Source organism: Nocardia bovistercoris (assembly GCF_015674855.1).
Classification (GTDB): Bacteria; Actinomycetota; Actinomycetes; order Mycobacteriales; family Mycobacteriaceae; genus Nocardia; species Nocardia bovistercoris.
The window spans coordinates 83,342-110,074 of record NZ_JADMLG010000019.1; the positions used below are offsets into that span (position 1 = coordinate 83,342).

General features: G+C 67.7%; 26 protein-coding genes. 4 read left to right on the forward strand and 22 right to left on the reverse strand.

Features of this window, described 5'->3' with window-relative positions; translation table 11 throughout:
- Positions 1-132 precede the first annotated feature (132 nt).
- The 3 genes from IT779_RS32215 to mftF form a co-directional block, all read right to left on the reverse strand.
- Complete coding sequence (locus IT779_RS32215; protein WP_332839064.1) at positions 133-1,458, reverse strand: GAF domain-containing protein; 1,326 nt, start codon at positions 1,456-1,458, stop codon at positions 133-135.
- Between the two features lie 182 nt (positions 1,459-1,640).
- Positions 1,641-3,128, reverse strand: a complete 1,488-nt coding sequence (gene mftG, locus IT779_RS32220; RefSeq protein WP_196153257.1) for a mycofactocin dehydrogenase MftG — start codon at positions 3,126-3,128, stop codon at positions 1,641-1,643.
- A gap of 19 nt (positions 3,129-3,147) precedes the next feature.
- Complete coding sequence (mftF, locus tag IT779_RS32225) at positions 3,148-4,551, reverse strand: mycofactocin biosynthesis glycosyltransferase MftF (protein WP_196153258.1); 1,404 nt, start codon at positions 4,549-4,551, stop codon at positions 3,148-3,150.
- 626 nt (positions 4,552-5,177) lie between these two features.
- Here mftF and mftR2 point away from each other — a divergent pair.
- Together mftR2 and IT779_RS32235 are read left to right on the forward strand one after the other, a co-directional pair.
- On the forward strand, positions 5,178-5,816 hold the full coding sequence (mftR2, locus tag IT779_RS32230; RefSeq protein WP_232542315.1) for a mycofactocin system transcriptional regulator MftR2: 639 nt from the start codon (positions 5,178-5,180) through the stop codon (positions 5,814-5,816).
- 34 nt (positions 5,817-5,850) lie between these two features.
- Positions 5,851-6,906 carry a ferredoxin--NADP reductase gene (locus tag IT779_RS32235; RefSeq protein ID WP_196153259.1) on the forward strand — a complete coding sequence of 352 codons (1,056 nt, stop codon included), beginning with the start codon at positions 5,851-5,853 and terminating at the stop codon, positions 6,904-6,906.
- 1 nt (position 6,907) lies between these two features.
- Here the strand turns inward: IT779_RS32235 and IT779_RS32240 are convergent, their stop codons facing one another.
- The 5 genes from IT779_RS32240 to IT779_RS32260 all read right to left on the reverse strand — a co-directional run bounded on the left by IT779_RS32240 (position 6,908) and on the right by IT779_RS32260 (position 10,457).
- Positions 6,908-7,642, reverse strand: coding sequence for a DNA alkylation repair protein (locus IT779_RS32240; protein ID WP_196153260.1), 735 nt, complete (start codon positions 7,640-7,642; stop codon positions 6,908-6,910).
- A 109-nt stretch (positions 7,643-7,751) separates the two neighbouring features.
- On the reverse strand, positions 7,752-7,895 hold the full coding sequence (locus tag IT779_RS32245) for a hypothetical protein (RefSeq protein WP_196153261.1): 144 nt from the start codon (positions 7,893-7,895) through the stop codon (positions 7,752-7,754).
- Positions 7,896-8,015: 120 nt separating this feature from the next.
- On the reverse strand, positions 8,016-8,783 hold the full coding sequence (locus IT779_RS32250) for an aspartate/glutamate racemase family protein (RefSeq protein WP_196153299.1): 768 nt from the start codon (positions 8,781-8,783) through the stop codon (positions 8,016-8,018).
- A 48-nt stretch (positions 8,784-8,831) separates the two neighbouring features.
- The gene (locus tag IT779_RS32255; protein ID WP_196153262.1) at positions 8,832-9,086 is read right to left on the reverse strand and encodes a hypothetical protein; all 255 of its coding nucleotides are present in this window, start codon (positions 9,084-9,086) and stop codon (positions 8,832-8,834) included.
- Positions 9,087-9,263: 177 nt separating this feature from the next.
- A complete protein-coding gene (locus IT779_RS32260; protein WP_196153263.1) occupies positions 9,264-10,457 on the reverse strand; it encodes an NAD(P)/FAD-dependent oxidoreductase in 1,194 nt (397 codons plus the stop codon).
- 303 nt (positions 10,458-10,760) lie between these two features.
- Between IT779_RS32260 and IT779_RS32265 the strand changes: the two genes are divergently transcribed.
- Entirely contained in the window at positions 10,761-11,939 is a 1,179-nt protein-coding gene (locus IT779_RS32265) for a lipase family protein (protein ID WP_198429187.1), read from the forward strand.
- Positions 11,940-11,945: 6 nt separating this feature from the next.
- Here the strand turns inward: IT779_RS32265 and IT779_RS32270 are convergent, their stop codons facing one another.
- From IT779_RS32270 to hppD, 11 genes are all read right to left on the reverse strand, one after another.
- Positions 11,946-12,752 carry an alpha/beta fold hydrolase gene (locus tag IT779_RS32270; RefSeq protein ID WP_196153264.1) on the reverse strand — a complete coding sequence of 269 codons (807 nt, stop codon included), beginning with the start codon at positions 12,750-12,752 and terminating at the stop codon, positions 11,946-11,948.
- Between the two features lie 186 nt (positions 12,753-12,938).
- Entirely contained in the window at positions 12,939-13,580 is a 642-nt protein-coding gene (locus IT779_RS32275) for a hypothetical protein (RefSeq protein WP_196153265.1), read from the reverse strand.
- 235 nt (positions 13,581-13,815) lie between these two features.
- Complete coding sequence (locus IT779_RS32280) at positions 13,816-14,169, reverse strand: hypothetical protein (RefSeq protein WP_196153266.1); 354 nt, start codon at positions 14,167-14,169, stop codon at positions 13,816-13,818.
- A complete protein-coding gene (locus IT779_RS32285) occupies positions 14,166-14,648 on the reverse strand; it encodes a hypothetical protein (protein WP_196153267.1) in 483 nt (160 codons plus the stop codon). Before IT779_RS32285 ends, IT779_RS32280 begins: the two co-directional genes overlap by 4 nt.
- A 130-nt stretch (positions 14,649-14,778) precedes the next feature.
- A complete protein-coding gene (tuf, locus tag IT779_RS32290; protein ID WP_196153268.1) occupies positions 14,779-15,969 on the reverse strand; it encodes an elongation factor Tu in 1,191 nt (396 codons plus the stop codon).
- 135 nt (positions 15,970-16,104) lie between these two features.
- Positions 16,105-18,207, reverse strand: coding sequence for an elongation factor G (fusA, locus tag IT779_RS32295; protein ID WP_196153269.1), 2,103 nt, complete (start codon positions 18,205-18,207; stop codon positions 16,105-16,107).
- Positions 18,208-18,433: 226 nt separating this feature from the next.
- Positions 18,434-18,904, reverse strand: a complete 471-nt coding sequence (rpsG, locus tag IT779_RS32300; protein ID WP_014353063.1) for a 30S ribosomal protein S7 — start codon at positions 18,902-18,904, stop codon at positions 18,434-18,436.
- Position 18,905: 1 nt separating this feature from the next.
- Positions 18,906-19,280, reverse strand: coding sequence for a 30S ribosomal protein S12 (rpsL, locus tag IT779_RS32305; protein WP_014353064.1), 375 nt, complete (start codon positions 19,278-19,280; stop codon positions 18,906-18,908).
- Between the two features lie 371 nt (positions 19,281-19,651).
- Positions 19,652-20,200: a DUF3558 domain-containing protein gene (locus IT779_RS32310; RefSeq protein ID WP_196153270.1), complete on the reverse strand. Its 549-nt coding sequence runs from the start codon at positions 20,198-20,200 to the stop codon at positions 19,652-19,654.
- The gene (locus IT779_RS32315; RefSeq protein ID WP_196153271.1) at positions 20,200-20,727 is read right to left on the reverse strand and encodes a DUF3558 domain-containing protein; all 528 of its coding nucleotides are present in this window, start codon (positions 20,725-20,727) and stop codon (positions 20,200-20,202) included. Before IT779_RS32315 ends, IT779_RS32310 begins: the two co-directional genes overlap by 1 nt.
- Before the next feature lie 56 nt (positions 20,728-20,783).
- Positions 20,784-21,935 carry a 4-hydroxyphenylpyruvate dioxygenase gene (gene hppD / locus IT779_RS32320; protein ID WP_196153272.1) on the reverse strand — a complete coding sequence of 384 codons (1,152 nt, stop codon included), beginning with the start codon at positions 21,933-21,935 and terminating at the stop codon, positions 20,784-20,786.
- Positions 21,936-22,085: 150 nt separating this feature from the next.
- Between hppD and IT779_RS32325 the strand changes: the two genes are divergently transcribed.
- Positions 22,086-22,604 (forward strand): Lrp/AsnC family transcriptional regulator, encoded by a 519-nt coding sequence (locus IT779_RS32325; protein WP_196153273.1) that lies wholly within the window; start codon positions 22,086-22,088, stop codon positions 22,602-22,604.
- 94 nt (positions 22,605-22,698) lie between these two features.
- On the opposite strand, the gene IT779_RS32330 is transcribed toward IT779_RS32325, so the two are convergent.
- The 3 genes from IT779_RS32330 to IT779_RS32340 form a co-directional block, all read right to left on the reverse strand.
- Positions 22,699-23,814: a winged helix DNA-binding domain-containing protein gene (locus IT779_RS32330; protein ID WP_196153274.1), complete on the reverse strand. Its 1,116-nt coding sequence runs from the start codon at positions 23,812-23,814 to the stop codon at positions 22,699-22,701.
- A 54-nt stretch (positions 23,815-23,868) separates the two neighbouring features.
- Positions 23,869-24,843: an NADPH:quinone oxidoreductase family protein gene (locus tag IT779_RS32335; protein WP_196153275.1), complete on the reverse strand. Its 975-nt coding sequence runs from the start codon at positions 24,841-24,843 to the stop codon at positions 23,869-23,871.
- Positions 24,844-24,949: 106 nt separating this feature from the next.
- A complete protein-coding gene (locus IT779_RS32340; protein WP_196153276.1) occupies positions 24,950-26,572 on the reverse strand; it encodes a serine/threonine-protein kinase in 1,623 nt (540 codons plus the stop codon).
- Positions 26,573-26,733: the final 161 nt, after the last annotated feature.

Below are 26,733 nucleotides of genomic sequence, written 5' to 3' on the forward strand. Positions count from 1 at the left end.
GGAACCAATTCCATCAAAATCGTCTGGACGCTTGACCAAGGGGTTCGAGGTGGCGAAAAAGTCGGGGCACGCCTGTAACGGCGACCACATAACGGCCACATATGTGAGCTGTAACACTCACCGGTACGAACCCTAGGAGCCGGAACGTTGCATCCGCGTTGCATCGGCTCCGAGACGCCGGTCGAGCACTCGAATCTTGGCTTCGATCTGGGCATACAGCGGCGAACTCCGATCCACCGTCGCCCGGTAGGCGGCCCACGCCGCGGCATCGTCGCGCCCCTCAGGCCCTGCGGTCCACCGGCGCAGCACCGCCGAGTCGGTGGAGCCGAGCACCGCGGTGCGCAGCCGCACCCGCAGCTCGTCGCGGATGTCGATAATGCCCGGAGCGGTGGACCGAGGCAGCACCGGACCGGCGTACAACCGTAATGCATAATCGACATCACCGGAATCGAGGGCCGCGCGCAACGCCTCGACATCGGTTGCCACGTGCACCCGCAAACGGTATGGCCGGGAACCGAACACGTTCGACCCGACCACGGCGCGCAGCCGCGACATGGCCGCGCGGATGGTTCCGTTGTCCAGATCCGTGTCGTCGAGCAGCAGCGCGAGATGATCCGCGCCGAGCCCCTCGGGATGTTCGGCGAGCAGCAGCAGGATCTCGGCGTGCCGCTGCGACAGCGCCGAGCGTTCACCGGAGATCGTGACCTGCGGCTGCCCGAGCCCGAGCACGTCGAGTCCGATACCGCCCGATTCGCCCGCGGCCGACTCCCGCCGCAGCTCCCTCGGGCGGCCGTGCTGCTGGGCCCGCATGGCGGTGAGCACCAGATCCATTTCCGCTGCCGTGGCCGCCGCCTTCACCAGCGCGAGGATCTCCGGCTTGGCGACCCGCACCCCGCCCGCGATCATCAGTACACCGACCAGCCTGCCGTCAGGATCGTGCACCGGCGCCGCTGCCCCGGTGATCTGGTGCATGCGGTGCAGGAAGTGTTCCGGCCCGTGGATCCAGGTGGCCCGCCCGGTGCGGATCACGAGCCCGACCGCATTGGTCCCGATGCGCCGCTCGCTCAGGTCGTCGCCCGCACGCAGGCCGATCTCGGCGGCGGCGTTCACCTGGTCGGCATTGCCGTGCACGGTGAGCACCCGACCGAACTGATCGGCGACCACGACGATCAAACCCGTTCGCGCGGTGTCCTGTACGAGTAATTTGTCGATCAGCGGCATGAGGGGGGCAATTGGATGCGCGTCGCGATAGCGCTGTAGGTCGGCGCCGCGCAATCCGCGCTCGCTCAACACGTCCATCGGGTCTATTCCGCCGCGCAGGCTGCGCAACCAGGATTCGAGGACGAGCGGGCGCAGCAAACCGGCTAGCTGCGACAGTTGTTCACCGCCCGCGCTGAGATATCCGTGCGCCTGTGCGGCATATGCTTCGAGGGCGCCGAGTTGTGCACCCGGTTCCACCGTCGATCGATTGCCGCTTGGCCGTGGGGGCCACCCACCTGCTGGATTGCTGACCATTTGCCTTTCTTTCCGCCCCAAACTGTACCGGCGGGATTTCGCAGGCAAGCTCGGTTGGGACGGTTTGTCCGGCAGGTCACATCCGGTCACCTCCATCCGGAAATGTGACCCATTCGTCTTTCGCATTATGCGGCGAAGTGGTTCGCGACCTGCTGCGCGAGCATCATCACCGTAGCCTGCGGCCCGCGACTCAACGCCACCGGCGCCACCGACAGATCGACCACCGACACCCCGCGCACCCCGCGCACCCGGCACCGCTCGTCGACGACCGCCCGCTCGTCGTCGGCCGCACCCATCCGGCAGGTGCCCGACAAGTGTTGCGATGTAGCGAGATCGGCGTACAGCGCGCGATCCTCGACCCGCCCGCGCCACCCCGGCGACAGCCGCGCGCCCGGTATCGCGGCGATCAGATCGGCCGCGAGCGCCACCCCGGCGCGCAACGCGTCACGATCCGACGCCGAAGACAGATACCGGTGCTCGAGCCGAGGCGGCGCCGTCGGATCGGCCGAGACCAGCCGCAACCGCCCCGCCGCGCGCGGACGCATCAACGCGACGCCGACCCGATGCGTATCCGGGTCGGCGCCGAACCCGAAGGCATACGGGCGGATCTCGATCGCGTCGTGGTGCAACACGTACTCCACCGGCACTCCGGTCCCGCGCGCGATGCCCGCGCGCCGGTACTCGACGCCGATCTCGGGATGATCGGTGAACCACTCGCCCACCGGCGCGGGCGCCACCACGGGAATCCCGAGTTCGCGCAGCCGCGTCGGATCGCCGATACCCGAACGCAGCAGCAGCGCCGCCGATTCCACGGCGCCCGCGCACACGACGACCCGATCCGCGTCGAGCACGCCTGCCCGCCCCCGCGCCACGAACTCGACACCGACCGCGCGATCACCGCGAAACCGGATGCGGGTCACCGTGATCGCACCCGCGACCGTCAGATTCGGCCGCCCGGCGACGGGCAGCAGACAGGCCGGGCCGGTGCCGACGAGAACACCGTCCTCGACATTGCACGGCACCGGACCGAATCCGATCCTCGGCAGCGATTCCGGCGGGGCGTTCAGATCGGGTATTTCCGGAAAACCCGCGGCGGCGGCAGCGGCCGCGAATTCGAGACCGGCCGGTGCCGGATTCGACGTTCGCCGCACGGGAACCGGACCGTCATCCCCGTGACCGGGCGCGGCGCCGAAATCGAGATCGCGCTCGATTTGCCGGTACACCGGAAAAACAGCATCGGGAGACCACAGCGCCGAGCCGCCGACCGCCGCCGACCACGCCGCGAAGTCCTCGGCAATCGCCCGCACGAAATAGCCACCGTTCACCGCGCCGGACCCGCCCAGCAAACGACCGCGCACGAGTTCGGCATCGACATCGCGCGACCCGGAATCCGGGCCCGCATCGGCGAGCCGCGCCGGATACCGCCACACCCACGGCGACTCCGGTCCGATCGGCATCACATCGGCCCGCAGCACCTCGGAGGGCACCGCGCGCACATCCGACCACACCGGGCCCGCCTCGACCACGTGCACCCGATGCTCGGGACGCTCGCTCAGCCGCGCGGCCAACAGGCAGCCCGCGGTCCCGGCGCCGACGATCAGCGTATCGACCACGAGCGGCGCGTCCTGCGGCTCAGCGCGACGGCACGGTCGGTTTGAGCGCCTCGAGACTGCGCGCCCGGAACGCGCCGAGCCACAGCCCGGTGCCGTAGGCGATGTCGTCGAGACGTTTGTAGGCCAGATAGCGGAACGGGTCGAGGCCGCCCGCGTCGCGGTGGGTGAACCAGTCGGCGAAGCCGTCGGCCACCGCCATGGTCACCGCGATATTGCGGATCCGCCGCGAACAGATCATCGCCACCAAGGTCACCGGCCAATAGTGCCTGCACATCGCCGAGGCAAGCCGCCACAAGCCCGCGAAGAAGCCGCGCGCGAGGTAGACGGCCGCGATCCTGGTCGGGTTGTCCAGTTCGGTGAAGACCCGCCGCAGCCGGATCAGCGCCGTCAACAGGGTGACCAGTCCGCCGAACAGCCCCCACTTCGACAACGTGGCGAACAGGAAGGCCGCGAGCACCGTCCAGGACGGCACCGAGAGCGGTGAGACCATGCTCGGGTCGTGCCGCTCGCCGAGCGGCGCGGCGCCGGTGCCGTAGAACAGCTTTCGGCCGAACCAGGCGCGGAAGGAGATCCGGTGGTCGTGGGCCACGTGCGCGGCCGGTTCGTAACGCAGCCGCCAGCCCGCCTGCTCGAGCCGCCAGCACAGGTCGACGTCCTCGGCCACGTGCATGGACTCGTCGAATCCGCCCTCGGTGAGCAGCGCGCGCCTGCGCACCAGCAGCGCAGCGCTCGGCACGTAGGACACAACGCCGCGCGAATGCACCGCCGCCTCGCGCCTGCCGAGGTCGAGCGAGGACCTGGTGTGCTCGTAGCGCGCCAGCGCGTTGGACTCCGAATCCAGCGCGACGATGCGCGGCGCGACGAGCGCGACCTCGGGATCGCTGAAATGGCCGAGCATGACCTCGAGCCAGCCGCTGCGCGGCACCACGTCGGAATCGAGGAAGGCGACGAATTCGGTTGTCGCCGCCCGCAGCCCCGCGTTGCGCGCCGCGGCAGGCCCCTGCTTGCGGTCGTGGCGTAGCACCGTCACCCGGCAGCGGCTGCCTCGGCCGTCCGGAATGCGCACCGGCTGATCGGAGCCGTCGTCGACGACGATCACATTGTGTCCGCGCAGCACCGCGAGCAACCGGGCGAGACCGTCCGGGTTGTTGTGCAGCGGGACGATGACGGTGACGTCCTCCGGCGAGGGCAGCAACCGCGGGCGCGGGTTGCCGACGCCGGAGTCGAGCAGCCGTCTGGCAACGACGGCCGACTTGGGGCCGGTGACCTCGAGATACCCGTCGCCGATCATCTCGGCGGCCTCCGGGGCAAGTCGCAGCAACCGGGCGGGCGATCCGCCGATCAGGATGCGCCCCCCGGAGTATGCGCGTACTCGGGGATCGATCCGCACCCCGAATCCGTCGGGCAGGCGATCATGGCGCATTCCTGGCATGCTAGGCGGAGATTCGCGCGCGGGCATCATCGGTCCGGAAAATAGGCCGGAATTCCACGTGGAGTACCACGTCGAAGTCCGTCCGAACGGTCCGCGCGACCGACCGCGCCGAAGTCCGTCACATCCACCGTAATTCGTTTGCGACAGGGTTGCGGCAACTCGAAATCCCTCACTCGGCTACGAACGGGCAATTCTCGAATCCATCCTTGACGTTGGTCATCTTTCGGATTACCAGCACATCACCGGCAACTCGAAAGGCGGCGGCGTCGGCGGGCTTCGAGCGGCACATCAGGAAGCGGGTACATCGGGCGGGTACATCGAAAAGCGGGCACAGCACCGCCCGACCGCGGGACCACCCCCGCGTCAGGGCCGGACGGACTGCGCCACCACGGGCGCAGTACCCGCGGCGCCGAAGGTGCTCCGGCGCGCCGACGATCATCTCACCCCGAGCCCGTTGCGCAAACGCCCGGATGCACGGCGTGGCGCGTCGACTCAGCGCGTCGTGCGCCGGGTTCCACCGGGGCGGAACCGGACACGCACGCCGCACTCTAGACTTCGCGGTGGAGAACAGCTGAACAGAACGTGCCGGCGCCGATGCCGGCGGTGGTAGAGGTGGCATGGGAGTCGGACGAATGCAGGCGAGCGGGGGCGGCAATACGCTGTCGGAGTCCGAGATCGTCGAGGCGGCACTGCGCGTGGTCCGCGAGGACGGCGTGGAGAAACTATCGATGCGTCGGCTCTCCCGCGAACTCGGCGTCTCGCCGATGGCCCCGTACTACTACGTCGCCGACAAACGGGAATTGCTCGACCTGGTCGCCACCGCGGCGTTGACCGGGGTGCGCACGCCGCCGCCGGAGTCGGGGTCGTGGCAGCTCCGCCTGCGCGAACTCGTCGACCAGATCGACGAGAAACTGCGCAAGCATCCCGGACTCGGCGACATTCTGATCGAGCAGATGCTCGGCAAACAGCTCGACCTGATCACCGCGATCATGGAGATCCTGTTCGAGGCGGGATTCGGCGACCGCAATGTGCTCGCCGCGTACGCCACCATCCACACCTATCTGTTCGGCCGTCGCCGGGTGAATCCGCGCGAGGCCACCACATTGGCGGACGTCGCATTGCCCGACCCGGTGTCGAGAGCCGCGAAATACATCTCCGACCTGCGCGGAAAATATGTCTACGACTTCGGCATGGAGGTGCTGATCGCCGGGCTGGAGGCCCAACTTGTCCGGCAGGGCGACGCCGACGTACGATAAAACTGAAACACGTTCTAGTTTTCGAGAGGGCGAGATGACAACCGTCGAAGTTCCACACGGGTCGCGTTCGGTCGTGCTGCGAGTATCGGCCGTCATCGCCGAAACGGCCGACACCCACTCGCTGGTCTTCGACGTGCCCGAGGAATCGCGGGACCGCTTCGACTACAAGCCGGGGCAGTTCCTCACCCTGCGCATCCCGAGCGACCTGACCGGTTCGGTGGCGCGCTGCTACTCGCTGGCCAGCTCACCGCACACCGACGACAAACCCAAGGTCACCGTCAAACGCACCGCGGGCGGCTACGGCTCGAACTGGGTGTGCGACAACGTCGAAGCGGGCGACCAGATCGAGGTGCTGCCGCCGTCGGGCGTGTTCACCCCGAAGAACCTCGACGACGACCTGCTGCTCTTCGGCGCGGGCAGCGGCATCACTCCGGTGATCTCCATCCTCAAATCGGCGCTGGCCCGCGGCGGCGGACGCGTCGTGCTCGTCTACGCCAACCGCGACCCCGACGCCGTCATCTTCGCCGCCGAACTCGCCGAACTCGCCGCCAAGAATCCGCAGCGGCTGGTCGTCATCCACTGGCTGGAAACCCTGCAAGGGCTGCCGACCGCCGACGCGCTGGCCGCCCTCGTCGCCCCCTACGCCGAATACCACGCCTACATGTGCGGCCCGGCGCCGTTCATGGACCGGGTGCACGACGCACTCGCCGGACTCGGCGTACCCCGCGCGCGCACCCACGCCGAAGTGTTCAACTCCCTCGCGGGCGACCCTTTCGCCGACCACGCGCCGATCGAGGTCAGCGAAGCCGACGCCGCCGACGCCGCCACCGTGGAAGTGGAGCTCGACGGACAGACCCACGAACTGTCGTGGCCGCGCAACCAGACCCTCGTCGACATCATGCTCGCCAAGGGCATCGACGTGCCCTACTCCTGCCAGGAAGGCGAATGCGGGTCATGCGCCTGCACGGTCGTCGACGGCGAAGTGGAGATGGGCAACTCCGAAATCCTCGACCCCGAGGACATCGCGAACGGCTACATCCTCGGCTGCCAGGCGCGTCCGGTCACCGACCGGTTGAAGATCCAGTTCTGAATCAGCGCGCGCGATAGGCGGCGCGTTCGGCCGGATCCAGGTGTTCGGTCGCGTACGACAGCGCCGTGCGGCCCAGCGCCGCCGCGTGCGTATCGAGGAACCCGGTCAGCAGCGCGCGGTCAACGCGCTTGCCGACCTCGCGCAACATCCAACCCACCGCCTTCTGGATCAGATCGCGGCGGTCGGCGAGTAACTCCTCGGCAAGGGCGAGAGTGGTCGAAGCGTCACCGGCCTTGATGAAGGCGAAGGTGGCCAACAACGCCACCCGGCGCTCCCACAGCGAATCCGAACGCGCCAACTCGAACAGCAGATCGCGCGGACGGTCCAACAGCCACGGGCCGAGCACGTGCTCCGCCGACACGTCGACCAGATCCCAGTTGTTCACCCGCCCCCGATACACCGCGTCCAGATAGCGCCGCACGATCTCGGCCTGCGCGTCCACATCGCGGGTGCGCGGCTTCGCGGCCCTGGCGAATCGAGCGTTCAGAATCACCAGACCCGCCAGCCGATGCTCGTGCACCTCGCTGTCGAGCAAGGCGTCGATCTCGTCCAACGGCAGCTCCGCGAACCGCTTCGCCACCGCGCGAGTCGCGGGCACCCGCACACCGAGGAAGACATCACCTTCCCCGTACTCCCCCGGCCCGGTCTTGAAGAACCGCCCCAGATTTCGCGCGTCCTCGGGATCGGCGACCTCCGCCAACGCGGCCCGAACCGCTTCGGCCGTAGCACTGTTCACGACATGACCGCCGATCCGCCTGCCCGTCCCGCACTGTCGGCGCCATACCTGTCCTCCGCACTCGCGGCATCACACCCCGCGCCACCCACGACAACGCAGCCCGCGGCACTCACGGCAACGCGACCAGCGCCACTCGAAGCTGCGCGGCCGGCGCCACCCACGACAACGCCGCCAACGCCACCCACAGCAACACCGCCAACGCCACCCACAGCAACACCGCCAACGCCACCCACAGCAACGCGACCAGCGCCACTCAAGGCTGCGCGACCAACGCCACCCACGACAACGCCGCCAACGCCACCCACAGCAACGCGACCAGCGCCACTCAAGGCTGCGCGACCAGCGCCACCCACGACAACGCCGCCGGCGCCACTCACGGCAGCGCGCCCAGTGTTCGACCGGAGTCGAAAGCAGCTGCGGCCGAGGGTAATCGGCCGGGGCGACCACTGTTGAGCACCCGCACCTCGCCCGTGCCGGGCCGGTCGGCGGGGCGGTCCAGTGCGTCCATGCGCCGGATCGTTTGCGCGGCAACGGCTTGCGCGCTGTCGAAGAGCCGGACCCCCGGTGGCAGCGCCGCGAGGATGGTGTCGACGACGAGGGGGTAGTGGGTGCAGCCGAGGACCACGCCATCGACATCGGCCGGGGTCTGTTCGGCGGCGCGGGTGATGGCGTCCTTGGCCGCGACCAGATCACCGCGGTCGATCGCGTCGGCCAGACCGTGGCAGGCCACCCCGGTCACGTGCGCGCCACCGCCGAACCGCTCGATCAGATCCGCCTGGTACCGGCTCGCGGTGGTGGCGGCCGTGGCCCATACCGCGACCGAAGCGCAGACCGCCGCGGCCGGCTTGATCGCGGGCACGGTGCCGATCACCGGGACCTCGGCGCCGACCTCGGCCCGCACCTGCGCCAGGGCCGTGACGCTGGCCGTATTACACGGCAACACGATCACCTCGGCGCCGTGGCGCAGCGAGGTGCGCGCCGCGTCGACCACGCGATCGACCACCCACGGTTCCGGTTTCGGTCCCCACGGCGCGCCGTCGGGGTCGGTCTGCAAGAGGAGGTCGACATCGGGCCGCAATTTGCGCAGCCATGCCGCCGTTGGCAGCAACCCCAATCCGGAATCGATGAGCGCGACGATCACATCGACCACCGTATTACAAGGTCGTCGCGGGCCTTGACACGGCCGTGATCAGCGATCGACGCAGCTGACGATGCTCTCCCCGGTCTTCAATGTGCGCCGCGCCGACGCGGTGGCCCGTTCGGTGGCGACCTTCCAGGTGGGGCCGGTGGCCTTGGCCTGCACCGTGCGGTACCGCCCGGACTTCGATACGACCTCGCAGGTCACGGTGACCGTGTAGTCGGCCGACGCGACGCCGGTAGCGACGGTTGTCAGCGCGGCCGCCGACAGGACGACGGTCGCGAGCACCCTGAGAACATGCGACATGTGTTTCCCCTCCCGATTACGAGTATCGCTCGCCGCAACGGATCGGGCTCCCCATCCGAAGTCGCCGCACGGCGCGACCGACACTAGCAGAACGAGAACCCGACCGGCCGTGTCGTTTTCCGCTCGAGGGCAAAATCGGACCTGGCACAGGCGAATCGGGTTCTCGTCCGGTGTGAACTACGTCGCGGTGAGCAGTTCCGCGACCGGCGTGGCCGCGGCGACCTTGGCGCGCATCTTCATGACCGAGCCCGTCATACCCGCACCGACCACGCCGGTGAGCGCGCCGCCCTGGGAGAAGTAGGCGAGGAATTTGCGGCCGTCGTCGCTGACCACGTCGACGGTGTCGCCCGCGCCGGGAGTGCCGAGCGCCTGGATCTTGATCTCGTACTGGTCGCTCCAGAAGTACGGGACCCGGACCGCCGTCGGCAGATCGGCTCCCAGCAGCGCGCAGGACAGGATCTTGGCCTGTTCACCGGCGTTGGTCCAGTGCTCGACCCGCTTGCGGTCACCGGTGTCGTGCAGCCAGGCCGCGACGTCGCCGACCGCCCAGACCCGGTCGGCCGAGGTCCGGCCCACCTCGTCGGCGAGCACGCCGCCGCCCGCGGTCGGTTCGGCCAGTTCGATCCCGGAATCGACGAGCCAATCGGTGGTCGGCCGCGATCCGACGCCGATGACGACCAGATCCGCATCCACTTCCGAACCGTCCGAGAGCCGCGCACCGCGCACCTTGCCGGAATCTCCGATGAGGGTGTCGAGCCCGATGCCGCAGCGCAGGTCGACGCCCTCGGCGCGGTGCAGCCGCGCCACGAGTCCGCCGATGGTTTCGCCGAGCACCGACGCGAGCGGGGTCGGCTGCGGTTCCACCAGCACCACGTCGAGCCCTTCGGCGCGCAGGCTCGCCGCGACCTCGCACCCGATGAAGCCCGCGCCGACGATCAGCGCCGATTTCGCGGCGGTCGCGTCGGCGCGCAGGGCGAGAGCGTCGGCGTGGTCGCGCAGCACGTGCACGCCGGTGAGTTCGGGCAGTCCGGGCAGGCGGCGCGGGCGCAGTCCGGTGGCGATGACGAGGTGCTCGTAGGCGAGGGTTTCGCCGTCGGCGAGGATGACCGTGCGCGCGGCCGTGTCGACCGCCTTCGCCGCGCTGCCGAGCCGCAGTCGGATCTGCTTCTCTTCGAAGAATTCGGCCGGACGCAGCGTGGTGTCCTCGGTTTCGCCACGTACGAACTGCTTGGACAGCGGCGGGCGGTCGTAGGGCAGCAGCGGTTCCTCACCGACCAGGACCAGTTCTCCCTCGTATCCCGCTCGCCGCAGTTCCTCGGCGGTACGCAGGCCGGAGAGCCCGGCTCCGACGATCACGATCGGCGCTGTCATGCGGCCTTCCCTTCACCCGTTGGTAACGAGCACCCTAACGTCTGCTTGGTAGAAACGGTGTTCCTACATCCGCGCATGGATCGGGTGATCGCCGAACCATCGTATCCACGCACCCGACCCCTCCGGTGCTGCCGATTCGGTCACACCGGACAAACAGCCGCGAAGTGGGAGAATGCCCGCGACGGACACAGCAGAATTGAAACTCACACGTTTCCAATTTCGGGCGCGACCGCGTGATACTGATCCCCGGTGCAGATTCCGACGATCGATCGAAATCTTGTCTTCCGCACTCTCGGCGCCACGCTGATCAGCAGCGTGGCCGCGCTTCTCACCGTGGGATCCGGCCCCGCAACGGCCGGACCCCTATACCCCTTACCCGATCCCGACCCCATCTATGCCACCCCGTCCGATATCGCCGAAAAATCCCCCGGCGAGGTCATCGCCACCCGCGCGATGCCCCCGCTGATCACCTTCCCCGGCAGCACCGTCACCCTCGTGAAATTCCGCTCCACCAATTCGCGCGGACTCCCCATCGCGGCCACCACCACCGTGCTCACCCCGCAATGGCGAGCCCCCGACGGCCCGCTGCTGTCCTACCAGCACGTCATCAACGGCCTCGGCACCCAGTGCGCGGTCTCCCGCGAGCTCTACACCACCGACCCGAATCTCCAGATCCGCGAAGCCGTCGCGCTCAACGCCGCGCTCGCGCGGGGCTGGAGCGTCGCGCTGCCCGACCATCTCGGGCCGACCTCCGCCTACGGCGCCGCCCGCCTCGGCGGCCAGATCACCCTCGACGGCATCAGAGCCGCGCGCGCCGTCCCCGACCTCGGGCTGCGCGCGAGTCCGGTCGCGATGGCCGGATACTCCGGCGGCGGGATGGCCACCGCGTGGGCCGCCGCGCTCGCCCCGCGCTACGCGCCCGAACTGAAGATCGCGGGCGCCGCGACCGGCGGCGTGCCCATGAACCTGGTGCGCATGATCGAAGGGATCGGCACCAACCCGCACCCGGCCTTCGGACTCGTCATGGCCGCGGGCATCGGACTCGAACGCGAATACCCCGACAGATTCCCACTCAGCGAATCGATGAACGCCAGAGGTCTCGCGGCCAGAGAGAGCGTTTCCAACGGGTGCACCAACGATATTCTCGCCGTCGGCGCGGGCCGCAGCGTCACCGAATTCGCGAACAGCATGCGCTTGGTGACCGACGCCGACGCGCGCGCCGTGGTCGAGGAGAACAGCCTCGAACTCTTCGACGGCGTACCCGAAATGCCGATATTCGAATGGCATTCGGCCACCGACCCGCTGATCCCGGTGGACGCCATCCTCAATACCAACCGGCGCTACTGCGCGGCCGGGGTGCGGCTCCAGTCCGAACAGCTGCTGTCACCGGAACATATGACGACCGCGGTACTCGGCATACCCGCCGTCGTCACCTGGCTCGACGCCCGATTCCGCGGCGACCCGGCGCCGTCCAACTGCTGAACGAACTCACGACTCGTCGAGGAAATCGACGATATCGCGGGCGAATCGGGGATGGGTGATCGCGGCGACATGCCCGACATTCGGGTAGATCGACAGCAGCGAACGAGGAATTCCGTCGGCCGTGCGACGGAAACTCTCGGTCGAATAGAACTCGTCGCGCTCACCCCCGATCACCAAGGTCGGCGCCTTGATATCCCCGAGGCGGTCCGACAGGTCGAAAGCGTCCTCGGCGCGCACGAAAGCCAGTGTGTCGGCGGGATTCCGGGGACGCACGAACGGATCGAACAACCACATCGCCGCGGTGATCAAGCGATCCTTCACCGCCGCCGAATGCGGAGCCATGTGATGCAGCGCACGCCTGCCCGCAGCCGCCGCCTCCGCGTAATTCATCTGATCCGCACGCGCCTGCTCCTCCAGCCGATACCCCGACGCCGCGACCACGAGCCGCCGCACCACCCCCGGATGATCGGCAGCCAACTGCAACGCCACCGACCCGCCGGAAGAGATCCCCAGCACATCGACGGCGGCCCCGAACTCCGCGTCCAACGCCCGCGCGTGCTCCGCCGCGATATCGGCCATGCTCGTCCCCGCCGCCATCCCCGGCGCCCGCGTCACCGCGTACACCCGAAACCACCGAGCCAACGGCCCCAAGGTCTTGATCTCGGAATTCCGTATCCACCGCGACGGATTCGCGTGATCGGGACTGAACCACCGCAGGAACACCAGCGGCGGACCGGCCCCGAACGCGAAGTACGGCAGATCATGCGCCAAGACGCCCTCATCGACCGCCAAAGCACCGTCGAGTTTGCTCATACCCCCATACTCACCGACCCGACCGGATTCCGTCGCCCGATACCGCCCGATAGTCCGCCACGGACACCCGAACGTCACCACCGCCCCGAACAACAGGCCCGCCCGAGCCGCACTCCGATCCGTTCGTCCCGACACTCACCACCGGGCGGAGACCGACCGAATCGCGATCCCGCTCCCCACGCGGACCTACAGCAGCGAGATCTGGAGATCGAGGCCCGCGTCGAGGAGGCCCGCGTGCCCCAGTTCAGGGTCGATCTCGTCCTCGAGCCCCAGCGCGCGCACCAGACCCGTGTTGACCGCGTTGCCCTTGGCCAGATCCACATCCACCGACAACGACGCGTCGACCAGAACCTCGGTGTCCGCGCCCGTGGCGAACGCGGTACCGAGCGCTTCATTCACGACCGTGATGAATTCCTTCGTCAGCTCGAACCCGCCGTCCGCGAGGATCAAGGTCGCGGTGCTCGCCCCGTCGTCCTTGACGACCTCCGCGTGCGACACATCCGCCGCCGTCCCGATCCGCACATTGCGCCGCCCACCGAGTGACCCCGTGAGCACCCCTTTGTCCAGATCGACCGACAAATTCGAGGCGACGACTTTCTTGGCCCCCGCCGCCAACGCGATCCCACCCCGTACCAACACCACCCCGCCGACATTCCGCCCCCGCCAGGTGATCTTGCTCCCCGCCGCCACCGGAAAATTCACCCCGCCATCCACCTCGGAAGCCCCCTGCACCGCCGAAACCACAACCCCCGCCGCATCCAGATCCAACCCGCTCCCCAAATCCACCGTGAGCCCGACCCCACTCAACGCAGCAGCCTCCCGCTCCACCGGATCAGCCTGAGCCACAACAGATCCCACCCCCAAAGCAGCCACAACCGCCACCACCCCGGTAAATCCCCCGACTACCCTCCGAACAATCCCCATAAACCCGACTCCCATCACTCTCGACACAAACCGACACAGATCGATTCATATTCGAAGCGACATACTCCCCGGATCGGAAATACCCCAACCGGAACACAACCTCGAATTCGGCCCCACCCGCTTCCGTTACCACACAATGCTATTCGGTCGATTTCGGATGCCCCGCACCTGCGTAAGTAATCCATGCGGTGCGACGCTCGTCATCGATCAAGTACCAGATGCGCCCACCGCCGGTGACCTCGTACTGCCAGCGCTCGACCACGCACCCTTTCCAGGTGGCCGATCCCAGCACTCCCTTCAGGCGATGCTGCCTATCCGAATTCCCAACTCCCCGTGGACTCGCTCGAATCGCATCAAAAGCGCGACGCGTATTCGGACCAGCCTGTTTCGCCAACTGATCCCAGCCGTTGCAGGCTTCCGTCGTAGCGAAACGAAGTTCGTACTCGTCACCCACCGCAGGCGGCGCGACACGATCGCCACGCTTCGGGCTCATTCGGAGAAATCCTCCGTTCCAGGGCGAGGCACAGCTCCGAGATCACCTTCTGGTTCACGGGTCAAGATCGCGAGAAGTTCTGGGTCCGCGTGAATTTCAGCGGTGTGCCGCCATTGGGACAACAATGTAGCCAGCGGACCGAGATTCTCCAGAGCCGCCGCACCGCGCGCCACCTCCACCAGCTCGACAAGGAACTGATCGCGATCAGCGGGCGGCAGAAAGGTCACCCACGGTACGGCATCGGGGAGCGCGTCACGGACCGCCTCGATCCCCAGATTCCGCACGAGCCCCGCAAGCAGGCGGGCGGTGAAATCCACGACAACACCTTCGGCATCCAACTGCGCGATTCGCATGAGCGCCAAATCATCTGCATCGCGCCGACGCAGCCGAATAGCTCGCGCCCGCTCGAGCAGTCGAGTGGTAACAGCAGGCTTGTGCAGTAAATCACTGAACGGAACAACATCGTAGGCCGCACCCATAACATCCACACTACCTCGGATGTCACTGTTTGCCCAACGCTATGACCCGAACCTTCGCCCGGTACCCGGAACGCCGAGCGGCGCCACCCCTCGGGGTGACGCCGTTCGGTTGATCGGGTGATTCAGGGAATCACTTGATGATCTTGGTGACGCGACCGGCACCGACGGTGCGGCCACCTTCGCGGATCGCGAAGCGCAGGCCCTCGTCCATGGCGACCGGCTGGATCAGCTTGACCAGCATCTCGGTGTTGTCGCCCGGCATGACCATCTCGGTGCCCTCGGGGAGGGTAACGACGCCGGTCACGTCGGTGGTACGGAAGTAGAACTGCGGACGGTAGTTGTTGAAGAACGGGGTGTGGCGGCCGCCCTCGTCCTTCGACAGGATGTACGCCTGGCCCTCGAACTCGGTGTGCGGGGTGGTGGTGCCCGGCTTCACGACGACCTGGCCGCGCTCCACGTCCTCACGCTTGATACCGCGAACCAGCAGACCGACGTTGTCGCCCGCCTGGCCCTGGTCGAGCAGCTTGCGGAACATCTCGATGCCGGTGACCGTGGTCTTGGTCTTGTCCGGGCGGATGCCGACGATCTCGACTTCCTCGTTCACGTTGATCACGCCACGCTCGACGCGACCGGTGACGACGGTGCCACGACCGGTGATGGTGAACACGTCCTCCACCGGCATCAGGAACGGCTTGTCGGTCTCGCGGACCGGGTCCGGGATGGACTCGTCGACCGCGGCCATCAGTTCCAGCACCGACTCGGTCCACTTCGGGTCGCCCTCGAGCGCCTTCAGACCGGAGACCCGCACGACCGGCGCGTCCTCGTCGAACTCCTGCGAAGCCAGCAGCTCGCGGACCTCCATCTCGACGAGCTCGAGGATTTCCTCGTCGTCGACCATGTCGGACTTGTTCAGCGCGACCAGGATGTAGGGCACGCCGACCTGGCGGGCGAGCAGCACGTGCTCGCGGGTCTGCGGCATCGGGCCGTCGGTGGCGGCGACCACCAGGATGGCGCCGTCCATCTGCGCCGCACCGGTGATCATGTTCTTGATGTAGTCGGCGTGGCCAGGGGCGTCGACGTGCGCGTAGTGGCGCTTCTCCGTCTGGTACTCGACGTGGGAGATGTTGATCGTGATACCACGAGCCTTCTCCTCCGGCGCCTTGTCGATCTGGTCGAAGGCCGACGCCTCGTTCAGATCCGGGAACTTGTCAGCCAGCACCTTGGTGATCGCTGCGGTCAGCGTGGTCTTGCCGTGGTCGACGTGACCGATGGTGCCGATGTTGACGTGCGGCTTCGTCCGCTCGAACTTCGCCTTCGCCACTTTTGGGTCCTCCTGGACTTGTTGGTGCGTGCATGTGCAGCAGTGCGTGAATCTATCCCCGCGGATGCGAGGATCGGGGTGGTGCTTGCGCCCGGCTGTCCGGGGCCAAGTCTGACACTCGACCCCGTACAGGTCCTATTCGCCGGTCGCCTTGGCGATGATCTCCTTCGACACGTTGGCCGGAACCTCCGCGTACGAGTTGAACACCATGGAGTAGTTGGCCCGGCCCTGGGTCTTGGACCGCAGGTCACCGATGTAGCCGAACATCTCCGAGAGCGGAACCAGCGCCTTGACGACACGGGCACCACTGCGTTCCTCCATGGCCTGGATCTGGCCACGGCGGGAGTTCAGGTCGCCGATCACTTCGCCCATGTAGTCCTCGGGCGTGGTGACCTCGACCGCCATCAGCGGCTCGAGGATCACCGGACCGGCCTTGCGAGCCGCTTCCTTCAGCGCCTGCGAGCCGGCGATCTTGAACGCCATCTCCGAGGAGTCGACGTCGTGGTATGCACCGTCGAGCAGGATCATCTTCAGGTTGACCAGCGGGTATCCGGCGAGCACGCCGTACTGCATGGCGTCCTGCGCACCGGCGTCGACCGAGGGGATGTACTCCCTCGGCACGCGACCACCGGTGACCTTGTTCTCGAATTCGTAGTGCGCGCCGTCCTCGCCGACGAACGGCTCGATGGCGATGATCACCTTCGCGAACTGACCCGAGCCACCCGTCTGCTTCTTGTGGGTGAATTCGAGCTTCTCGACCGGCTTGGTGATGGTCTCGCGGTAGGCCACCTGCGGCTTGCCTACGTTCGCCTCGACCTTGAACTCGCGCCGCATGCGGTCGACGAGGATGTCGAGGTGCAGCTCGCCCATGCCACCGATGATGGTCTGGCCGGTCTGGTCGTCCAGCTTCACCGAGAAGGTCGGGTCCTCTTCGGCGAGACGCTGGATGGCGGTGCCGAGCTTCTCCTGGTCGGACTTGGTCTTCGGCTCGATGGAGACCTCGATGACCGGGTCGGGGAAGGTCATGGACTCCAGCACGATCTGGTTCTGCGGATCGCACAGGGTGTCGCCGGTGGTGGTGTCCTTCAGGCCGATGACGGCGTAGATGTGCCCCGCCTGGGCCTCGCCGACCGGGTTCTCCTTGTTGGAGTGCATCTGGAACAGCTTGCCGAGACGCTCCTTCTTGCCCTTGGTCGAGTTGATGACCTGGGCGCCGGAGTCGACCTTGCCCGAGTACACCCGGACGTAGGTCAGCTTGCCGAAGAACGGGTGCACGGCGATCTTGAACGCCAGCGCCGCGAACGGCTCGGTGACGCTCGCGTCGCGGTGCAGGACCTGGTCCTCGTTGCCGGGGAGGTGACCGTCGGTGCCGCCGTCGTCGAGCGGGGTCGGCAGGTAGTCGATCACGGCGTCGAGCATGGGCTGCACGCCCTTGTTCTTGAACGCCGAACCGCACAGGACGGGGTACAGCTCGGAGTTGACCGTCAGCTTGCGGATCGCGCCCTTGATCTCCTCGATCGTGAGCTCTTCGCCGCCCGCGAACTTGTCGAGCAGGTCCTCGTCCGATTCGGCGACGGTCTCGAGCAGTTCCTCGCGGTACTCCTCGGCCTTCTCCAGCAGATCGGCCGGAATCTCCTGGACCTCGTACTTCTCGCCGAGTTTGGTCTCGCCCTTCCAGACCTTGGCGTTCATCTCGACCAGGTCGACGATGCCCTCGAAGGTGTCCTCCGCGCCGATCGGCAGCTGGATGACCAGCGGCTTCGCGCCGAGGCGCTCCTTGATGGTCCTGACGGTGAAGTAGAAGTCCGCACCGAGCTTGTCCATCTTGTTGACGAAGCAGATACGCGGCACGTCGTACTTGTCGGCCTGACGCCACACCTGCTCGGACTGGGGTTCGACGCCTTCTTTGCCGTCGAAGACGGCGACCGCACCGTCGAGCACACGCAGGGACCGCTCCACCTCGACGGTGAAGTCGACGTGTCCGGGGGTGTCGATGATGTTGATCTGGTTGTCGTTCCAGTAGCAGGTGGTGGCCGCGGAGGTGATGGTGATGCCACGCTCCTGCTCCTGCTCCATCCAGTCCATGGTGGCCGCGCCGTCGTGGACCTCACCGATCTTGTACGTGATACCGGTGTAGAAGAGGATGCGTTCGGTAGTGGTGGTCTTACCGGCATCGATGTGGGCCATGATGCCGATGTTGCGGACCTTGTTCAGGTCGGTGAGCACGTCCTGTGCCACGGAAATCTTCCCCGCTCTGCTTGTCGTAGATCGCTAGGTGGGATCTTGGGGTACGAGACCCTGTCGGGTCATCACTATGTCAACGCCGGAAGCCGCACGAAAGTGCCGTCTCCGACTGTTTCGACCAGGCAGGACGCCTGTCCGGTGGCGACTGGCTGCCGCCACCGCGCGACAGTTGCCTGCCGTGTGCCTTCCCGCGCCGACACGAGCGACGGCCGGGCCGACATCACCAGCGGTAGTGCGCGAAGGCCCGGTTCGACTCGGCCATCTTGTGGGTGTCCTCACGCCGCTTGACCGAAGCGCCGAGGCCGTTGCTGGCATCGAGCAACTCGTTGGCCAGACGCTCGACCATGGTCTTCTCCCTGCGCGCGCGCGAGAAGTTGACCAGCCAGCGCAGCGCGAGGGTGTTGGCGCGGCCGGGACGGACCTCGACCGGCACCTGGTAGGTGGCGCCACCGACGCGACGCGGCTTGACCTCGAGCGACGGCTTGACGTTGTCCAGCGCGCGCTTGAGGGTGACGACCGGATCGGTGCCGGTCTTCTCGCGCGCCTGCTCCAGCGCGCCGTAGACGATGCGCTCGGCGGTGGACTTCTTGCCGTCCAGCAGGATCTTGTTGACCAGCTGAGTGACCAGCGGCGAACCGTAGACCGGGTCGTTGATCAACGGACGCTTGGGTGCGGGGCCCTTGCGTGGCATATCAGCTCTTCTCCTTCTTCGCGCCGTAGCGGCTGCGGGCCTGCTTGCGGTTCTTCACACCCTGGGTGTCGAGCGAGCCTCGGATGATCTTGTAACGCACACCGGGGAGGTCCTTCACACGACCGCCGCGCACGAGCACCATCGAGTGCTCCTGAAGGTTGTGGCCCTCGCCCGGGATGTAAGCCGTGACCTCGACCGCGCTGGTCAGGCGAACACGCGCGACCTTACGCAGCGCGGAGTTCGGCTTCTTCGGGGTCGTGGTGTACACGCGGGTGCACACCCCACGACGCTGCGGGCTCCCCTTGAGGGCCGCGGTCTTGGTCTTGGCGACCTTGTCGCGGCGCCCCTTGCGGACCAGCTGGTTGATGGTTGGCATAGACCGGCTTTCCTTGTTTAGTCCATCTCTGGCGTCTGGATCTCTGGCGTCTGGATCTTCATGTCTGCGTTCGTTCGGCACGGCGCCCCGCGTGGGAGCGCGAGCGCTCGCCACAGCCGGTTCCGTCGTTCATGCCGCTGTCATCGAGCCTTCACGTGCACGTCCGACCACGTTTCTCGCGTCCCGAGGTCGGGCGTGTCGCGCGCCGGACATTTCCCAACTTTCGGGCATGCCGGGAAGGTCGGCCGCTTTCGCTGGCTTACGTCAGAGCATGAAATTGCCCGCATCCTGCCGGGCACAGCGATCCACGATACCCGCGCCATGAAGACAGGGTCAAAGCGGGGTCGATACGCCGCGCCGGTCGTGCCGGTCTACCGCGCCAGGTTGAGGGTCATCTCGACCAGAGTCTTCGCCGCGCCGCACGGATCGGGGTGCGTGGAACCCGCACGGTAGTTGATCCACCACCCGACGACGCCCGTGTCGGCCGCGCTCGCGCTCACGCCGCAGGAATCGGGATCGTTGGGCCTGCGCACCTCGAGCGCCAACGCGCCCTGCACGGTGATGCTCGACGTGGAGTAGCCGAGCTTGTCGTTGTTGAGCCGCTCGTTGCGCAGATTGCCGTTCTCGTACCAGTTCAACGTCACCATGCCGGTGGCTGAGCCTTCCAGGTCCCACATGCAGACCGCGCCGAAGAAGGAGTCGTTGGCATAGGAGCCCGCGCCGCCCGCCGTCTCGGCGATCTTGTCGTCGGAGACCACCTCGCACTCGCGCAGCAACTTGTCGAAATTGGTGTTGATCCCGCCGCCGCCCGCGCCGACCGCCACCGCGTTCCCGTCGACGGTCTGCCCGCAACTCGCCGTGCCCGCGACCACCGCCGCCGCGGCGGCGAAGGCGAGCACACCGCGCACCGCGCCGCCCATCAGCCGAGCCGCTGCACGGTCAACTCGGCAAGCGCGCGACTGCGGTCACACGGATTGCCCGAGATGGTGCCGTACATCCCGTAGGAGGTCGACCATTCGAAGAAGTCGTCGTCGAGTTGCACCGCGAGGTCGCAGACCTGACCGCTGGGATCGAGCGCCGCGAAACCCGGCCGCCCGCCGACGCTGATCACCTCCGGCGGCCTGCCCTGCGTGGTGACCCAGGCGCGCTCGCGATCGATCGGACTGCCGCGATAGGACGCGAAGGTCACACTCGCCGAACCGACACCGGCGGCCTGCCAGTTACAGCCGACCGCGTTCTTGAACACCCGCGAGACCTGTCCGAGCCCGACGCGATCACGGACCTCGTCGTCGGTGACGTGCCCGCATTCGCCGACGAACGGACCGGGCGGCACGACCTTGGGCACCGGACGCGACGGCCCCGACGACGAGTCGTCGCCGCTGCCACCGCATGCGGTGACCGCGAGCAGACAGGCAAGCCCGGCGACCAACGCAGACATGATCCGCATGCCGTGAACTCTACCCAGAACGCGGCGACCGCGAGGATCCGATCTCGCGCGGGCGCTCAGAGGTTGCCGCGCGCCGCCTGTTCGCGTTCGATCGCCTGGAACAGCGCCTTGAAATTACCCTTGCCGAAGCCGAGCGAGCCGTGCCGCTCGATCAATTCGAAGAATACGGTCGGGCGATCGCCGATCGGTTTCGTGAATATCTGCAACAGATAGCCGTCCGCGTCCCGGTCCACCAGAATGCCGCGGCGGCGCAATTCCTCGACCGGCGCCCTGACCCGACCGATGCGTTCGCGCAGTTCGGGATCGCGGTAGTACGCGTCCGGGGTGTCGAGGAATTCCACACCGGTGCGGCGCAATACGTCCACGCAGGTCAGGATGTCGGCGGTGGCCAGCGCGACATGCTGGACACCCGGCCCGCGATAGAACTCGAGGTATTCGTCGATCTGCGAACGCCGCTGCCCCGCGGCCGGTTCGTTGAGCGGGAATTTCACCCGCCGACTGCCGTCCGCGACCACCTTGCTCATCAACGCCGAATACTCGGTCGCGATATCGTCGCCGACGAATTCGGCCATATTCGTGAAACCCATGACGCGGCGGTAGAACTCGACCCAGTGCTCCATCATCCCGAGCTCCACATTGCCGACCACGTGATCTATCGACTGGAACAACCGGGCCGGGCGCCCCGAGGAGGCGCGCGCCACATAGCCGGGCAGGTACGGCCCGTGATAGCGGGAACGGTCGATCAGCGAATGCCTGGTCTCGCCGTAGGTCGCCAGCGCCGCCATCCGCACCGTGCCGAATTCGTCACGTGCGGAATACGGTTCGACCAGTATCGTCGCGCCCCGCGCGCGGGCGTGCGCCACGCAGCGGTCGACATCGGGCACCGCGAGCGCGATATCGACGACGCCGTCGCCGTGTCGATCGTGATGGGCGACCAGCGCGCTGTCCGGGTCGACCGCGCCGCGCAGCACGAACCGGGCCGACCCGCTGCGCAGCACGAACGCCTTGTGATCGCGATTGCCCGTCTCCGGTCCCGAGTACGCCTCCAGCCGCATCCCGAAGGTCGTTCGCAGGAAATGCGCGGTCTGCGTGGCATTGCCGACGACCCACACCAGCGCGTCCACGCCGAGGACGGGAAACGGGTCAGCGTGATCAGTCCCGAGAACCCCGTGCGACGCGCCCGCGACCGGCGCCTGTTCGATGGTCATACACCAAGGAAATCGCCGGGTCGGCAGCTGGGCAACAGCGACCGTCCCGGATGGACATTGTGGTGAATCGGGCAGGCGGACCCCGCTCCATGCTGGACAATTCGACTAGCAGGGACCGAAGTGGATCCGCGCGCGACAGAGAGGCCCATCATGGCCGAGCCGACATTGGACGAACTCGATCTCGCCATCCTCACCGCGATGCACGAGTACCAGAAGGCCGGAATTCTCGAACTGTCCCGCCGCACCAAGGTCGCGCGGGCCACCGTGCAGGCCAGGATCGCGCGGATGGAGGCGGCGGGCGTGATCGCCTCCTATGATCCGCAGATCGACATCACCGCCGCCGGATTCGACGTGCAGGCGTTCGTGACGCTCGAGATCGCGCAGGGCGCACTGGATCTGGTCACCGCCGAACTCGAGGCCATCGCGGGCGTGCTCGAGGCGTACGCGACCACCGGCTCCGGTGACGTCCTGTGTCGCATCGGCGCGGACTCGCACGCGGGCCTGCAAGCGGTGCTGCTCAGCATCGACCGGGCAGGCGCGGTGGTGCGCTCGCACAGCGTCGTCGTGCTGTCCACGGTCGTGGCCCGGCGCACCCTGCCGCTGCTGCGCACCGCGACCCCGACCCACCACAGCAAGGCGCCCGCCTACCGAAGCGGACAGCGCACCTGAACACGCCCGACCGCACACCTCGCGGCTCAGGCCACCCACCTCACGGCCGCCGGCCGCACCTCACCACGCCGGCGGCGGCACCGCACCGGCGCGATCACGCCGGGCGCAGATCCTCCCCGACCTCGAGTATCTCCACTTTCCGCTCCCGGTCCGCTTCCAGGAAGTCGAGCAACGCCGACGCTTCCGCCGCGACCTCGTCGCGTTCGGCGCGCGACCATTTCACGGTCGGGCCGACGCGCAGCCGCGCCACCGAACCCTCGAGGAAGACCTTGTAGTACCCCGAGAGATACCCGTCGACCAGCACCGGTGACACCGCGGTGGCGAAGGCGCGCAACTGCGGAGCCGTGCCGTCGGGCACGATGCGCGTGCGGTCCTGATGCGAGAGCACCGCGTTGTCGTACCAGCCGAGCAACCGGACCGGCGCGGGCGCATCGGGATCGGCGAGCGGAGCGTCGGCGAGATCGTAGAGGGTGCGGCCGCGCTCGTCGGTGTAGGTGCGCACCCGCTCGCCCAGCGCGTCGACGGCGGCCTTGATACCGGTGAACTTCGACCAGGTCTGCATATCCATCGTGCTCGCGGGCCCGAACGCGCGCAGGTACCTGACCAGGATCTCGGCCAGCGGGTAGTCCGGTTCCAGCGGCGCGCCGAGCCACGGCTCGACCCGCGACCAGACCGGCCTGCTGTTGTCCTTCCACCGGCCGCGCGGCGGGGTCTGCAGGACCGGCAGCTGGTAGAGCCAGGTCTGCAACACCGCGCCCGCGTCGCGATCCGGATACAGCCGGGCCGCCACCGCGCGCAGTTCGGCCGCCGACACCGGCTCGTCGCCGAGCGCGGCCTCGCCGTGCGCGCGCACCTCGTCGGGATCGAGTCCGACCATGGCGCCGAAGTTGAAACCCTTGCGGAACGGGATCTTCTCCAGTTCCGGTTGGATGTGCGGCGCGATGCGCAGCGCGTCGCCCGGGGTGACCAGGTGAATGGTGCCGCGCATCAGAGTGATTCGGACCAGCGTGCGGTCTTCCAGCGCGCGCGACACCGTGGCCGGGTCGAATTCGGCCATCCGACTCCACAATCCGACGAACGGGGGCGGCACGTCCTGCGCCTGCAACCCGACCAGGTGCGCGCACATGTCGGGCACGCTCACCTCGGCGCGCTCGAGCAGGTGCTGACGGGCGAGCAGGGTCCGGTTCAGGACCCGATTGGACAGCTTCATGATGGGCACACCGTAACTCGCGGCGGTGACGAACTCTTCGGATCGGCGTCGGAATCAGCGCACCGTGACGACGACCTTGCCGAGGGCGCTGCGATTGTCCAGTGAGGCCACCGCTTCCCCGGTTCGCTCCAGCGGATACAGCACCGGCACGGGCGGTGCGATCGCGCCGGAGGCGAGCAGCGGCTCCACCTCGGCCCACTGCTCCTGGAGGTAGCCGGGATGCGTCATCGCCCACGCGCCCCAGCCCGCGCCGATCACCTCGACATTGTTGAGCAGCAGCCGGTTCACCTTCACGGTGGGGATCTCACCGCCCGTGAAGCCGACCACGAGCAGCCTGCCCGCCGCGGCCAGCGAGCGCACGCTGTCGGTGAAGCGGTCGCCGCCGACCGGGTCCAGCACGATGTCGACACCGCGCCCGCCGGTGAGTTCCTTGACCGCGGCGAGCCAGCCGTCGGTGCGCACCACGTCGGTGGCGCCGTTGGCGCGGGCGACCTCGGCCTTCTCCTCGGTGCTCACCACCGCGATCACCCGGCCCGCCCCGAGCGCGGTCGCCATCCGCAGCGTCGAGGTGCCGATTCCGCCCGCGGCGCCGTGCACGAGCACGGTCTCGCCCTCGGCCAGCCTGCCTCGAGTGCGCAGGCAGAAGTGCACGGTCAGGTCGTTGAAGAGGATGCCGGCACCCGCGTCCAGCGGAATGTTGTCGGGTAGCTTGAACACCATGTCCGCCGGTGTCACGGCGACCTCGGCGGCCGCGTTCCCCAGCATGGTCAATGCCACGACCCGGTCGCCCGGCGCCACGTGCGCCCCCTCGGGCGCCTCGCGCACCACACCCGCGATCTCGCCGCCGACGACGAAGGGGATCTCCGGCTTGAGCTGGTAGAGCCCGCGACTCATGAGGACATCGGGGAACGCGACGCCCGCCGCGTGCACGTCGATGACGACGCCACCGTCGAATCCCGCGGGTTCCGGGATGTCGACGACCTCGATCGCTTCCGGGCCCTTCAATTCGGCGATCCGAGCTGCACGCATGCGATGACCTCTCCGTCTGCACGCCACGGCGGTGTCCACGGCGTCATGATCAACCTATGCGCGGCGGCGCACCGCGCATAGACCGATCCTCGCACGGCCGCTCCGATCAACGAGAGGCGAATTCGATCATCGTCTCACTCGCGACGGTTCTGCCGTTCTGCACAACCGTCAGACCGGTCGGCGAGATCACATACTGGGTGCCGTCCTTGCGATTCGTCACGGTGAACCCACCATCACCGGTCGGCACCGGATCATCGAGTTCGATCCCGAGATTGTCGCTGTTGCGCACGCCCTTGTAGTAGTAGCGGCCGACACCGGTCCGGCAGACCACGATCCGCGAACCCGTGGTCCGGCCGATCGTGTACGCGGGATTCGCGGCATTGCAGCGCGGCCCGCCGATGAACCCCTGATCATCCGCGCCGCTGACCGAACCCGACAACGACGGCACGCTCTCCTTGCTCGTTGTCGGCGCCGGGGGCGGCGGCGCGACCTGAGGGGTGGTCGGCCGAGTCGTCACGACCACCGACGTCGGCGCCACGACCACCGCCGAAGACACCGACGTCGTGATCGCCGACACGGGCGAATCGTCGTGGCGAGAGTTCTCCCACAGGAACCACGCCACGATCACCGCGACCAGCACCACCACCGACGCCCCGAGCGCGCCCGCCAGAATCGGCGTCGTCTGCCCGCCGCGCCGCGGCGGCGGATTGCGCGGCGGCAGCGGCAACGGCGCGGAAGGATGCGTCCGCAGCGGACTGTGCCAGGTCGGATTCGGTTGCGAGACTTCCATCCCCGGCGCCACCCGCGTCGGAGCGGGCGGCAGCTGCGGCTGCGGCTGCGCGGGCCGGACCAGCGTCGGCGCCACCCGCCCGGCATTCGCCGCGACCCCGTGCCCGACCCGGCTCACCGCGGCCCGCGCCGCGGCGGCCAACTCACCCGCCGTGCGGTACCGCTGCCTGCTGTCCTTCGCCATCCCGCGCGCGACGACCTCGTCGAACGAGCCCAACCCGCCAACCTTCGCGCTCGGGCGCGGCGGCGGCAACATCTGGTGCGAATGGATGGCGACCGGGAAACTTTCCGCCGGGAACGGCACCTCCCCGGTCAGACTCTGATACAGCACACAGGCCAGCGAGTAGATATCGATCGTCGGATCGGACTTCGAATCCGAGTCGACGAACCGCTCGGGAGCCATGTACGCGAACGACCCGACCGCGCTCCCCGTACCCGTCAACTGCGCGTCGGAATCGGAGTAGGCGATCCCGAAATCCACGAGATACGCGAACGAACCCCTGGTCACGAGGATATTCGCGGGCTTGACGTCACGGTGCACGAGACCGACCTCGTGCGCGGCGTCGAGCGCGGACGCGATCTGCTCGAGTAGCGAGACCGCCTCCTCGGGCGGCAGCGGACCGCGCGAACGAATGTGGTCCTTGAGATCCTGACCGACCACGAGGCGCATATCGATGAAGAGGACCCCGTCGATCTCACCCCAGTCGTGCACCGGAATGACATGCGGCTCTTGTAGTCTCGCCGCCGAATGCGATTCACGGCGGAATCGCTCCACATAACTCGGATCCCTGGCGAGCCCGACATCGAGCAACTTCAACGCGACGGTGCGGCTCTTACTCGTGTCGTACGCCTCGTAAACCTCGCCCATACCGCCGACGCCGAGCAACCGGCGCAGTTCGTAGCGTCCGAATCGAGAACCCACCCTGGACCCCGTGGCCATTGGTCAAGGCTACCGCTCCCGGCGGCGCCACGTCGCCCGCGGATGCCCGCCCGCTGTTCAGGGGAAAGTCAGGTTGTGTTCGGCGGGGGCGGCGCCGAGCTTTACCATGGCGTTGGGGCCGATGCCGTGCGGGTCGGCCGCTTCACGTTCGGTCGGCGCGG